This is a genomic window from Desulfurellaceae bacterium (genome assembly GCA_021296095.1).
Classification (GTDB): domain Bacteria; phylum Desulfobacterota; class Binatia; order Bin18; family Bin18; genus JAAXHF01.
Genome location: JAGWBB010000058.1, coordinates 1 through 12073, shown reverse-complemented (window position 1 = coordinate 12073; position 12073 = coordinate 1). Strand labels below are relative to the sequence as shown.

11 protein-coding genes, 1 tRNA gene and 1 pseudogene are annotated in these 12073 nt (G+C 62.9%); 10 read left to right on the top strand and 3 right to left on the bottom strand.

The features are described 5' to 3' along the window. Together J4F42_14370 and J4F42_14365 are read right to left on the bottom strand one after the other, a co-directional pair. Nucleotides 1-635, bottom strand: a 635-nt coding sequence (locus J4F42_14370; protein ID MCE2486694.1) for an ATP-binding cassette domain-containing protein, incomplete at its 3' end; no start/stop codon positions are given. A gap of 10 nt (nt 636-645) precedes the next feature. Continuing rightward, nucleotides 646-1419, bottom strand: coding sequence for an ABC transporter permease (locus J4F42_14365; protein MCE2486693.1), 774 nt, complete (start codon nt 1417-1419; stop codon nt 646-648). A gap of 222 nt (nt 1420-1641) precedes the next feature. On the opposite strand from J4F42_14365, the gene J4F42_14360 reads away from it, so the two are divergent. Genes J4F42_14360 through cysS form a run of 3 tightly spaced genes read left to right on the top strand, consistent with a single transcriptional unit; the run spans nt 1642 to nt 6243 of the window. After that, nucleotides 1642-2772: a hypothetical protein gene (locus J4F42_14360; protein ID MCE2486692.1), complete on the top strand. Its 1131-nt coding sequence runs from the start codon at nt 1642-1644 to the stop codon at nt 2770-2772. Nucleotides 2773-2817: 45 nt separating this feature from the next. Then, a complete protein-coding gene (gene acs / locus J4F42_14355; GenBank protein MCE2486691.1) occupies nt 2818-4770 on the top strand; it encodes an acetate--CoA ligase in 1953 nt (650 codons plus the stop codon). Between the two features lie 21 nt (nt 4771-4791). Further along, on the top strand, nt 4792-6243 hold the full coding sequence (gene cysS, locus J4F42_14350) for a cysteine--tRNA ligase (protein MCE2486690.1): 1452 nt from the start codon (nt 4792-4794) through the stop codon (nt 6241-6243). Here cysS and J4F42_14345 read toward each other — a convergent pair. Beyond that, entirely contained in the window at nt 6227-7552 is a 1326-nt protein-coding gene (locus tag J4F42_14345; GenBank protein MCE2486689.1) for a DUF1329 domain-containing protein, read from the bottom strand. The two genes, cysS and J4F42_14345, sit on opposite strands and share 17 nt — an antisense overlap. 125 nt (nt 7553-7677) lie before the next feature. Between J4F42_14345 and J4F42_14340 the strand changes: the two genes are divergently transcribed. The 7 genes and pseudogenes from J4F42_14340 to J4F42_14310 all read left to right on the top strand — a co-directional run. Further along, nucleotides 7678-7751: transfer RNA gene (locus J4F42_14340), tRNA-Arg, on the top strand. Nucleotides 7752-7783: 32 nt separating this feature from the next. Beyond that, on the top strand, nt 7784-8734 hold the full coding sequence (locus J4F42_14335; GenBank protein ID MCE2486688.1) for a sulfatase-like hydrolase/transferase: 951 nt from the start codon (nt 7784-7786) through the stop codon (nt 8732-8734). Nucleotides 8735-8771: 37 nt separating this feature from the next. Further along, a complete protein-coding gene (locus J4F42_14330) occupies nt 8772-10271 on the top strand; it encodes a DUF2029 domain-containing protein (protein MCE2486687.1) in 1500 nt (499 codons plus the stop codon). After that, nucleotides 10225-10932, top strand: coding sequence for a hypothetical protein (locus tag J4F42_14325; protein MCE2486686.1), 708 nt, complete (start codon nt 10225-10227; stop codon nt 10930-10932). Before J4F42_14330 ends, J4F42_14325 begins: the two co-directional genes overlap by 47 nt. A 12-nt stretch (nt 10933-10944) precedes the next feature. After that, a pseudogene (locus tag J4F42_14320) lies at nt 10945-11526 on the top strand (glycosyltransferase family 2 protein). Then, nucleotides 11526-11831, top strand: coding sequence for a hypothetical protein (locus J4F42_14315; protein MCE2486685.1), 306 nt, complete (start codon nt 11526-11528; stop codon nt 11829-11831). Before J4F42_14320 ends, J4F42_14315 begins: the two are co-directional and overlap by 1 nt. Beyond that, on the top strand, nt 11831-12073 hold a 243-nt coding region (locus J4F42_14310; GenBank protein ID MCE2486684.1), incomplete at its 3' end, for a glycosyltransferase. The genes J4F42_14315 and J4F42_14310, both read left to right, overlap by 1 nt.

Here is a 12073-nt window from a genome sequence, read left to right as displayed (position 1 = left end):
TGCAGCATAGCGATATGTGTGGCCAGTGAAAAGACCTCCGGGATTTCATGGCTGACCACGACCGCAGTAAAGTTGAGCAGGCGGTGCAAGTCAAGAATGAGCTGATGGATCGTGCTCACCCGAATGGGGTCAAGACCGGTGGTCGGCTCGTCGAACAGCATGATCTCGGGGTCAGTCGCCAGCGCCCGGGCCAGTGCGGCCCGCTTGAGCATGCCGCCCGACAGCTCGGACGGGAATTTGGCATCCACGCCCGACAGACCGACCTGGGCCAGCCGCTGATGCACTTTGTCGCTAATCGCCGCTTCTGACAGGCGGGTTTTTTCACGCAGCGGAAACGCCACATTGTCGTACACCGACAGCGAGTCAAACAGAGCGCCGCCCTGGAACAGCATACTAAAACGGTCCCGCATCCGGTTGAGCGCCCGGCCGCGCAGGGCGCTGACCTCGATATCGTCAACCCACACCTGTCCACGATCCGGTCGCAGCAGGCCGATAATGTGCTTGAGCAGGCAGCTCTTGCCCGTCCCGCTGCTGCCCACGACGACATAAATCGTCCCGGTCGGGATCTCCAGATTGATTCCCCGCAACACGTGCTGGGAACCGAAGGATTTGTGCAGGTCGTGAATCCGAATCATGTGTCTCCGCTTAGAACAGCAGTGAGCCGAGGAGATAGTCCCAGACCAGGATGAACACCGAGCACATCACCACGGCCTGGGTCGTGGCCAGACTCACCCCCTCCGCCCCGCGCGCGGCATAAAAACCTTTGAAACAACACACCCAGGCCACAATAGCGCCGAATGAGAATGATTTATATATGCCGGTCCACACGTCGTGCGAGGTCACGGCGCTGGCCATCTGCGAGAAATAGCTGCCCACGCTGACCCCCAGCAGCTGGACGCCGACCACATAGCCGCCGTAGATGCCGACCACGGTAAAGATGCTGCTCAGGATGGGAAAGGCGATCAGCGAGGCCAACAGGATAGGCACGACCAGGTATTGGACGGGGTGAATGGCCATCACCTCCAGGGCGTCAATCTGCTCGGTAATACGCATGATGCCCAACTCGGCGGTCAGGGCCGAGCCGGCACGAGCGGTAATCATCAGCGATGACAGGACCGGCCCCAGCTCAAGGATGAGCGCCAGGCCGACCATCGGGCCGAGCGCCGCCTCGCCGCCAAAGCGGCGCAGCGCGATATAGCCCTGCAGCGCGATGACCATGCCGGTGAAGGCGCCGGTGAAGATAATCAGCACCAGCGAGCGGGCGCCAATGAAGTACAGACGCCGCAGCAGGGGCGTGAGGCGCAGCGGGGGGACGAACACAAGGCCCAGGGCGGTACTCAGGAAGAGACCCATGCGGCCCATTTCGCGCAGCGTTTCAAGTGACCGACGCCCGCAGGCACGCACGACGGGGGTGAACATCCAGGCTCCTTTCTGCCGTTACTGCCCCGCACTCGGCCGGAGAGCGATCTGTCCGGACGGCAGACCGCACACGGCGGCGAAACCCCTAGCATACCCCCCCCCTTTCCTCAAGAGAGTGGGCGGTCAGGACCGCTGGCCGGGGAGTTGAATATCTTGTCAAAGCGCGCTAACAGGACAGCTGATCCTGTCCGGTCGCGTGCCGGACGACGAGGAGGGAACGCCATGGCCGAGACAGCCGAAGCGGTGAGGCCGGCCCGAGAAGAGTCCCCATTACGGATCATCGATCCGCAGGAGACGGGCGGGACAAAATGGGCTCAACTGCGTACGATCTTGAGTCGCCACCAGGGAGACAAGCTCCTGCTCATCCTGACCGGCTACCCCGACCCCGATAATATTGCCTCAGGTCTGGCCCACCAGTTTTTGGCCAGCGAATTTGAAATCGAGACCACCCTGCTGTGTTTTCACGAGGTCAGCCACCAGGAAAACCGAGCCTTGGTCAAACGCCTGGAGATCAACCTGGTGCTGTATGACGAGACCTTCGATCTGGACCCCTACGATTTGTACGCCTTCGTCGATACCCAAAAGACGGACACGCCGATCTCGGATCAGCTGGAGGGCAAAACCTTCATATCCTTTGTGGACCATCATAAGCGACTCGGGGATGTTGCGGCCGAGTTTGTCGATATCCGCGAGGATGTCGGCTCGACCTGTGCCATCTATGCCGAATACCTGCGTACCCAATATCCCCACGGCCTCAATCCGGGCGAAACCGATCAGGTCCGTCTGGCCACGGCTCTGATGCACGGGATCCGGGCCGATACCATGGCCTTGCTCGAGGCAACGCGCCTGGAGTTTGAAGCCGCCGCCTATCTGTGGCCGTGTGTCGATCAGGCTCTGCTCAAAAAGATTGCCGACCAGTCCCTGGCCCCGGTGGTGATGGATATGATCCAAAAGGCGCTGGAGAACAAGCAGGTGTTTGACAGTCTGCTGCTGACCGATGTGGGCTTTGTCCGCTCCGAGCATCGGGACGGCATCCCGCAGGTAGCCGAATTTCTGCTGCGGCGCGATGGCACCGACACGGTCCTGGTCTTTGGCATTGTGGACGGCAAAACCGTGGACGGCTCGCTGCGCACCCGCAGCGATACGATCACTCCAGATACGTTTCTGAAGAAAGCCTTTGGCGCCGACGAGCACAAAAAGAGCTACTACGGCGGGGGGAATATCAAGGATAAGGGCGGCTTCCAGATTCCCCTCGGCTTTCTGGCCCAAACGGCCGACCGGGACGGCTTGTACTCCATGGCCTGTGGGGTGGTCCACGAGCGCTTCATGCAAGCGATTGGCCGTAAAGAGTAGGGCCGGCGGCCCTGCTGCACACATCCGAACACTAAGGAGAGGGATATGGCAGAACACGAGAGCGGCGAACCCATCTATGATATTCCGGCCGCAGTCAAAGGCCAGGCTGCCATCGACCCGGACACCTACCAGCAGATGTACCAACGCTCGGTACAAGACCCGGAAGGGTTCTGGGCCGAGCAGGCCGACACCTTTGTCAGCTGGTTCAAAAAATGGGACCGCGTCCTGGAGTGGGATTTCCATACGGCCCAGACCAAGTGGTTTCTGGGCGGCAAGCTGAACGTCTCCTACAACTGCCTTGACCGGCACGTCGAAGCCGGGGCCGGCCAACAAACGGCCCTGATCTGGCAGGGCAACGACGCCTCGGAATCGCGTCAGCTGAGCTATGCCGAGCTGCTCGACCAGGTGTGCCGCTTCGCCAACGCTCTGAAAGCCCTGGGGGTCACCAAGGGCGACCGCGTCTGCATCTATATGCAGATGATCCCCGAGCTGGCCGTCGCCATGCTGGCCTGTACCCGTATCGGTGCGGTGCATTCCATCGTGTTTGGTGCCTTCTCGCCGGATTCCCTGCGGGATCGGATCCAGGACTCGAGCTGCAAGGTCCTGATCACCCAGGATACCGGCTTACGCGGGGCCAAAAACGATATCCCGATGAAGGCCAACGCCGACGCGGCGGTGGCCGACTGTCCCTCGATTGAAAAAGTCGTGGTCGTGCAACGAACCGGCCATGCGGTGGCCATGCAGACCGGCCGCGACGTGTGGTGGCACGAACTGGTTGCCGAGCAGCCTAAGGACTGTCCGCCCGAACACATGGACGCCGAGGATCCGCTGTTCATCCTGTATACCTCCGGTTCGACCGGTAAACCCAAGGGCGTGCTGCACACCACCGGGGGCTACCTGGTCTACGCCTCGATCACGCATAAGTATGTGTTTGATTATCGCCCCGGCGACACCTACTGGTGTACCGCGGATATCGGCTGGGTCACCGGCCACAGCTATATCGTCTACGGACCGCTCAGCAACCGGGCCACGACGATGATGTTTGAGGGGGTGCCCAATTACCCGGATTTTGGCCGCTTTTGGCAGATCGTGGAGCAGCACAAGGTCAATATCTTTTACACCGCGCCGACCGCCCTGCGGGCGCTGATGAAAGAGGGTGACAGTTGGCCGGCACAATATGACCTGTCCAGTCTGCGTATCCTGGGCACGGTCGGCGAACCGATTAAAAGCCCGGAGTGGCACTGGTATTACCGAATAATCGGCCAGGAGCGCTGCCCGATTGTCGATACCTGGTGGCAGACCGAAACCGGCGGCATTCTGATTACGCCCCTGCCCGGAGCAACCAGGACCAAGCCCGGCTCGGCCACCCGGCCGTTTTTTGGCGCCCAGCCGTGTCTCGTCGATGAGCAGGGCAATGAGCTTGAGGGCAACGACGTGTCCGGCAACCTGTGTCTCAAGTTTCCCTGGCCGGGCATCATGCGGACCGTGTACGGCGACCACGAGCGTTTTCACCAGACGTATTTCGCCATGTATCCGGGCAAGTATTTCACCGGCGACGGCTGCCGCCGGGACGCCGACGGCTACTACTGGATTACCGGCCGGGTGGATGATGTGATCAACGTCTCCGGCCACCGCCTGGGGACGGCCGAGGTCGAAGGCGCGCTGGGCAAACATCCGGCGGTGGCCGAGGCTGCGGTAGTAGGCATGCCCCACGAACTGAAAGGCCAGGGCATCTACGCCTTTGTGACGCTCAAGACCGGCCAGCAGGTTTCCCCGGACATGACCAAAGAACTGATTGCCACTGTCCGCCGCGAGATCGGCCCGCACGCCAGCCCGGACAAGCTCCAGTTTGCCGAGGGTTTGCCCAAGACGCGCAGCGGCAAGATCATGCGCCGCATTCTGCGCAAGATCGGCGAGGGGGCGCTCGACCAGCTGGGGGATACCTCGACCCTGGCCGATCCGTCGGTGGTCGATCAGCTGGTGGCGGGCAGACAGTAGGGAGCCCCGGACGACAGACATATGGCGCTGCATCTGCATAACACCCTGACCGGCAGGGACGAGGAGTTCGTTCCTCTGACCGCCGGCAAAGTCGGCATGTATGTGTGCGGGGTGACGGTCTATGATCGCTCGCACGTCGGGCATGCCCGGGCTCTGGTGACCTTTGATGTCATCTACCGCTATCTGCGCTTTCTGGGCTACGAAGTCCGCTTTGTGCGCAACTTCACCGATGTGGATGACAAGATCATCAGCCGGGCCAACGAGCGCGGAATCTCGACCCAGGAGCTGTCCGAGACCTATATCGACGAGTTCGGTCAGGACATGCGGGCGCTGGGCTGTGTGCCGCCGACCGTCGAGCCTCGGGCCACACAGCATATTCCCGATATGATTGACCTGATCCAGGACTTGGAGAACAAGGGTCTGGCCTATGCGGTTGGGGGCGATGTGTATTACGCGGTTGAGCGCTTTGCCGCCTACGGCAAGCTCTCGCATCGCCAGCTCGAAGATATGCTGGCCGGCGCCCGGGTCGAGGTCGATACGCGCAAACGTCACGCCCTGGATTTTGCCCTGTGGAAGGCCAGCAAGCCCGGAGAACCCGAGTGGGACAGCCCCTGGGGCAAGGGTCGGCCCGGTTGGCATATCGAGTGCTCGGCCATGAGCAGCCGCTATCTGGGCCAGCCGTTCGATATTCATGGCGGGGGGGCGGATCTCATATTTCCCCATCATGAGAATGAGATCGCGCAGTCCGAAGGCGCAAAAGACCGTCCCTTTGCACGCTATTGGCTGCACAACGGCATGGTCACCGTTGAGCACGAAAAGATGTCGAAGTCGCTGGGCAACTTCCTGACCATCGGCCAGGTGCTGAAAGCCCGCGCGGCCGAGGTCTTGCGGGTGGTGTTGTTATCGACCCAGTACCGCATGCCGCTGGACTTCTCGGACCAGAAGCTGGACGAGGCTGAAAAGAGCCTGCGCCGGGTGTACCAGACCCTGGCCCGTCTCGACGAGGCGCTCGGGCCGGACGCCGAGCCTGCGCCGGCCCGCCCGCGTAGCGCAGACTCTCCGGTCCTGGGTCGCTTTCAGGACGCTATGGATGACGACTGCAACACGCCTCGGGCGCTGGGCGTGGTGTTTGAGACGGTTCGGGAGGCCAACCGCCGGCTCGATGCCGGCCAGCGCGACAGCCTGCCCCAACTCCGCCAGGACCTGGACACCATCGGCGGGGTACTGGGGATGTTGCAGGAGGCGCCGGCCGACTTTTTGGGCCGGGTCCGGCAAGAAGGGCTGGCCAGCAGTGGCCTGAGCCCACAGGCGATTGAGCAGCTGATCGCCGACCGGGCCGCAGCCCGTAAAGCCAGAGATTTCAGCACCGCCGACGCGATCCGCGATCAGCTCCAGGCCCAGGGGATTGTGCTCAAGGATTCGCCGACCGGGACGACCTGGACCGTTGAGTCCGGCCCTAGCGGCCGCTCCTGATCAGATAGTTGCGGGAAAAAATCGACGCATTATTGCTCTCGATATCCTCGTTGAAATACCACTCGGTCTGCCACTCCGCAGGCGGGCTGCGGACGGCCGGGGCCTCAAAGGTCGTGGCGTGGGGGGCCTGCATATCGACCATCACCGCCTGGGGCATGAAGGCCCATTCGTCGCTGTAGCTGTAGCGCGCGCCCGCAATCGGGTTGACGGGGTAGCGGTCGTGGGGCTTGGCGGTGTAGGCGATGCTGCGCACGAAGACCTTCCACAGCTCGCCCTGCAGATCGTAGATTTCCTGGATCAGCGGGGCAAAGAACTCCTGGTCGACGTATAGCACCCGCTTGGAGTAGGTATAGCGTCCGGCATAGCCGACCGGGACGGCTTCGACGACCCACACCCGCCGTTTCTCCCACGGCACGCAGGGCAGGGCGGCCAGGATGCCCCTATTCTCGTTCTGGGCCGCGCACCAGGCCGATGGGTCGCCGTACTTATCGCTATGCACGACCGCCAGGATGTCCTTGTCGGCCAGCACCCGGAAGGTCCAGAAGCTGAGCTTGGCATTAAAGCCCCACCACGAGTCCAGATCGACATCCGTCCGCCACAGCGGCGTGCTGCGATCAACGATGCTGACCCGGTGCACGCGGCGCGTCTCGGGGATGTAGGCGTAGGTGTCGTCGAGCGCGTCCGGCGCCTGGTAGCGGAAGGACAGGATGGAGGTGCCCTTGTGGTCGTTGGGCAGAAAGGCGGGGCCGATCAGATTGGTGTGGCTGACGTTCCGGGCGTGAGGGATGACCGGTTTGGGATCGCTGTACAGGCGACCGGTCCACATCAGGCGCCGCCACGGATAGGAGAAGGTGCGTTCCAGCTCTCCGCTGGCGCTCACCGTCTGGGTTGTCGAGTCAGTGCCGAAGTTGTCGATGCTGAACGGCGGATGCTCCTGGTTCCACATGATCCGAAAGCCGGCCAAAGGATCGTTGAGGTCAACGGACGGAAAGGGGCAGCCGGCCACATAGTTGAGCAGCCGCCGTCCGTCATCGGACAGGCTGACCTGGCTGGCGAATTTCTCGGTGGCCTCCTCATAGGCTGTGGGCCAGGTCACCCGTTTGGTGGCAATGATCCGCATCGGCATGCCCTGTTCCAGCATCCAGCGGGTTGATGGGGTGAGGAGGGTGTCGGCTTGCGAGACTGTGTCTATGGTGAGGGTATCGCCGGCAGCAAGCTCAGCCCCGCACGGGCTGGCCACTCCCGCCAGCCACAGGCTGAGCAGCCCGATGAGTGTGGTCCATGACTTCGCGGTTCCGATCTTTCGCATGGTGACTCCTGCTTCGCAGCGTTGTGGAACGGCATCCTAGCAGAGCCGGCGGGCTTGTCGAATATCGCGGTCGCGGGAACGGACTGGCCGACCGGGCCCGAAAAATGCTAGGCTGACCGCCGTGCGCGCCCGTAGCTCAATTGGATAGAGCGCCGGGCTTCGAACCCGTCGGTTGGGTGTTCGAGTCACCCCGGGCGTGCCTTGTGTGATCTGTGGATAGCGGCTGCCATAATGAAAAGACTCTTTGAACGCCTGAGAAAACGCCCCGCTCCGCCCCCGTCCGCTCCCGTCGCCGCCCCGCTCCAGGCCGAACCGTCCCGTCCGTCTCCCACCGTGGCCCGCAATAACTATATTGTCGTTATTCTTGATAGCTGCCGCTACGACACGCTGGTGCGCGCCGCACCCGAGACTCTGGCTCGTCTGGGCCAGGTGGAACGCCGCTGGAGCTACGCGTCGTGGACCGCACCCTCGCACTACAACCTGCTGATGGGCCTCTTGCCCCATGCGAGCCCCGCCCAGGTCTACGCTTCGGAGTATTACAAGCAGGATTTTCTGAAATACAACGAACGCCTGGGAACACGCCAGATCGCCTTCAAGAGCCTGATTCCAGACCTGTTTCTGCCCAGCTTTCTCAAGCACAAACTCGGCTATCAGACCCACGCCCTGGTCTCTCTGCCGGTGCTGAATCCGGCCACGCCGATCAATCGCGATTTTGATTCGTTCACCCTCATGCCCAAGCATAACGATATGGCCGCCATGCTGGAGCGGATGCGCTTTTCTGCCGAGCGACCGTCGTTTTACCTGTTGAATGTCGGCGAGACCCATTATCCCTACGCCCTGCCGGACGAGCCCGAGGACAGCTGGCCCAGGATTCACGGGGTGCACGGGGTGTTCAAGCATCTTGACGAGATGCAGGTCGGCGGCAAGCTGCGCGACGACGACGCCCCCGCGCCGTTCTTCGATCAGGACAAGCTCGACCAGCTGCGCCAGCGCCAAGTCGAGGCCGTGCGTTACCTCGACGGGGTTTTCACCCAGCTGTTCGACATGGTCCCGGCCAATACCTACATCACCGTCACCGCCGACCACGGCGAGCTGTTTGGCGAGTCGGGCTACTTCGGCCACGGCCCCATTCAGCATGACAAGGTCTACGAAGTGCCCTTTGTCGAGGGCAAGCTGCGCTAGGCAGGGCGATAGCGGCCGCCGGCTGCGGTCTTGAACTATGCGTGGTCAATGCGGCAGGCTCATCGTGCTGGGCGTCGGGACCGTCGCGCTGTATGGCCTGCTGACCTGGCTGAGCTTCGCCTTCGTCTATGGCCAGGGGCATGCCCAGCGGCCCATTGTGCTCTTTGTGGCGGTCTACGCCGGCATCTTCATCTGCTATGGCCTGGCCGTGTACCCACTCCTCGGCCGTGCTGTCCGAGCGCCGCGGAGCACTGCGGTCGCGCTCGTCATGATGTTCGGACTGCTGTTTCGCGCCACGCTGTTCTTTTCTCAGCCGATTCAAGAGGATGACTTCTATCGCTATCTGTGGGACGGCGCGGTTGTGGCCGAGGGGCTGAATCCCTACCGGTTCGCTCCGCTGCGCGTGCAGCAGCAGACGGACACCGGGACGGCTGGGGCTGCCCTCCGAGCCTATGTCCAACTCGCCGAGCGGGATGGCCGGCTGTCGTTTGTCCTGTCCCGGGTGAATCATCCCCATATTTCGACCGTATATCCCCCGTTTGCCCAGGCTATCTTCGGCCTGGCGGCGTGGCTGGCGCCCGGCAGTCTGAGCGGCCTGCGGCTGGTCTTTGTGGCTTTCGACCTCGGTGTGTGCGCTTTGTTGCTGATCCTGCTGAAGCACCTGGGGCTCAGCCCGCTGCTCCTGGTCGTCTACGCCTGGTCGCCGCTGATCATAAAAGAAACCATGAACTCGGCCCACTACGATGTGGTGCCGGCCTGCTGCGTGGTCTTGGCCGTGGTGCTGATGGTCAAGGGCCGGGACGTGCTGGCCCACATCAGCCTGGCCGTGGCGGTGTTAGGCAAACTGTATCCCGTCCTGCTTCTGCCGGTCTTCCTGGCCCGCGTGTGGAAAGCCCACGGCTGGGGGCGAGCCCTGCTCGGACTGGCGGCGGCCGCTGCGGTCCTCCTGGTCGGCTACGCCCCGTTTTGGCCGGCCGGCCGGGCGCTGTGGACAGGCACCTACACCTTTGCCGAGCAGTGGCAGACCAACAGTCTGCTTTTTCCCGGCATCGTGGCCCTGGTCGGTGAGCGCTGGCTGGCCAACGGCGTGGTCGGGCTGGGGCTGGCTGGAGCCGCCTTTCTGGTCGGTTCTCGGTCTGAGCTGGAGGACGATCATCAGTTTGTGTGGAGTAACGGGCTGCTGCTGGGCCTGCTGTTTCTGCTCAGCCCGGTCGCCAACCCGTGGTACTTCGTCGGTCTGGTGCCTTTTCTGAGCATTTTCCCGCTCCGTTCGTGGCTGCTCTTATCCGGTTTGCTGAGCCTGTATTATGTGTCATTTTATTTTCTGTACAGGGGACGTCTGGAAACCTTCCACGTCTGGTTGGAGTATGTGCCGTTCTATGGGATGCTGGCCTGGGAATGGTGGCAGGGGGAGTATGGCAAAGGGCGTCACGGCGTAGGCAATGAGCTGGATGAGGAACACACGGCGCGGGTGGCGCTGCGGAGCGCTGATGGGTCTGATACTGTTCGGACTGGCCGGCTGGGCACGGGCGGCTGACGGACCGAGTCAGGCGCTGCCGGGGCTTGTTGAGGAAAAAGGCCGAGTGCTGGTCTCGGGCCGTATTTTCCCCCGGCGTTTTAACGCCGCCCAAGGACCCCAGGCGCGCTATCACTTCCTGGTATGGCACAACGGCACTTCTCCCCACGCTCTGATCCAGACCCCGGTCGATGACCTCGATTTCCACGCCGCGCTGCTACGGCTGGGAGCCCAAGCGGGCAAAAGCCTGCCGATGGCGGCCTGGACCGAGCGCCACACCCACCCCGCCTCGCACCGGACGCTGACCGGCAGCCGGCTCGCCATTCGTGTCTCGTGGCAGGACAATCCGGCCGGTCTCCCGCTTGAGCGGGTCTTCAAGGCTGCCGCCCTCAGTCCCCGCTTTGGCGGGAATCGAGACCGCTGGTTCAACCGCATCCCCTTTGCCCCCCGTCCGGGCTGTCTGGTGTGCCTACGGCGCCCTGAGCATTGTCGATTACGTCGGCCAACCGACGCGCTTTGTGGCCGATACCGGGCAGCTGCCGCCCGATGGCACACTGGTCGTGGTCAGTTTCAGGCTCGGAGCCTGAGCTATGCCGGATACTCCCCCGCGTCTTGCCGTCATCATTCCGGCCCTCAACGAAGAGCGCTCCCTGCCGCGGGTGCTGGCCGACCTGCCGCGTGAGCAGCTGGAAGAAACGGCTCGTCAGACAGGACGGCCGAGGTCGCTCGGGCCAGCGGCGCGCGCGTGCTGCACGAGGCGCGGCGTGGCTACGGCTGGGCGTGTTTGGCCGGTATTGACCACCTCAAGGCCAACCCACCCGACATCGTGGTCTTTGTCGACGGCGATTATAGCGACCATCCGGATGAGCTGCCGGCCGTGGTCGCCCCCATCGTCTCGGGCGACTACGACATGGTGATTGGCTCACGCACCACAGGTCAGGCTCAGCCCGGCGCCCTGCTGCCGCACGCCCGCTTTGGCAATAGTCTGGCCACCGCTTTGATTCGGCTGGTGTACGGCTTTCGCTATACTGACCTGGGACCCTTTCGGGCCGTGCGTTTCCGATCCCTGCTGGAACTGGGGATGACGGACCGCACCTATGGCTGGACGGTTGAGATGCAGATCAAAGCCATTCAAAAAGGACTGCGCATCACCGAGGTCCCGGTTCGCTACCGCCGGCGCATCGGGGTCTCAAAAGTCAGCGGGACGCTCAGAGGCACCCTCATGGCCGGCTATAAGATCCTGTGGACGGTGTTCCGCTACGCCTGGAGGCGATGATGGCCGAGATAAGCTGGGATCTGGGCTTTGCCTATGCCGAGGTGGTGAGCCGGCTGGACACTCTGCTGAGCCGCAAACAGCTCCCGTATCGGCGGGAATACACCGACGCCGAGGCGCGCTTCCACGCCAGCCTGCCCGACCAAGGCCGGGTTGAGCTGCGCGCCCGCCCGGTCGAGCCCTCCGGTCCGCTCAGGGTCGTCCACCAGCGGACCGTGCTGGATATGCGCTTTGAGGATCTCGACCCGGATCAGGAAAAAGCCTTTCTGCACAAGCTGAACATCGCCTTTCTGCGGCTCGGGGGCTAATGGACATCTCGGTCATCATCCCCACCCTGAACGAGGCGGCGACCATTGGTGACACCCTGCGCCGCTTGCGGAGCAGCGGCAGCTGTGAGGTGATTGTGGTGGACGGCGGCAGCGACGACGGCACTCCTGAGCTGGTCCGTCCTCAGGCTGACATAGTGCTGTCGGCAGAACGGGGGCGGGCCAGCCAGATGAATGTCGGGGCCCGGGCGGCGAGCGGTCAGGTGTTGCTGTTTCTGCACGCC

Bases quoted from the DNA above. Each gene is read 5' to 3' on its own strand.
- J4F42_14365 (MCE2486693.1), bottom strand. From the start codon at position 1,419: ATGTTCACCCCCGTCGTGCGTGCCTGCGGGCGTCGGTCACTTGAAACG.
- J4F42_14360 (MCE2486692.1), top strand. From the start codon at position 1,642: ATGGCCGAGACAGCCGAAGCGGTGAGGCCGGCCCGAGAAGAGTCCCCA.
- acs (MCE2486691.1), top strand. From the start codon at position 2,818: ATGGCAGAACACGAGAGCGGCGAACCCATCTATGATATTCCGGCCGCA.
- cysS (MCE2486690.1), top strand. From the start codon at position 4,792: ATGGCGCTGCATCTGCATAACACCCTGACCGGCAGGGACGAGGAGTTC.
- J4F42_14345 (MCE2486689.1), bottom strand. From the start codon at position 7,552: ATGCGAAAGATCGGAACCGCGAAGTCATGGACCACACTCATCGGGCTG.
- J4F42_14335 (MCE2486688.1), top strand. From the start codon at position 7,784: ATGAAAAGACTCTTTGAACGCCTGAGAAAACGCCCCGCTCCGCCCCCG.
- J4F42_14330 (MCE2486687.1), top strand. From the start codon at position 8,772: ATGCGTGGTCAATGCGGCAGGCTCATCGTGCTGGGCGTCGGGACCGTC.
- J4F42_14325 (MCE2486686.1), top strand. From the start codon at position 10,225: ATGGGTCTGATACTGTTCGGACTGGCCGGCTGGGCACGGGCGGCTGAC.
- J4F42_14315 (MCE2486685.1), top strand. From the start codon at position 11,526: ATGGCCGAGATAAGCTGGGATCTGGGCTTTGCCTATGCCGAGGTGGTG.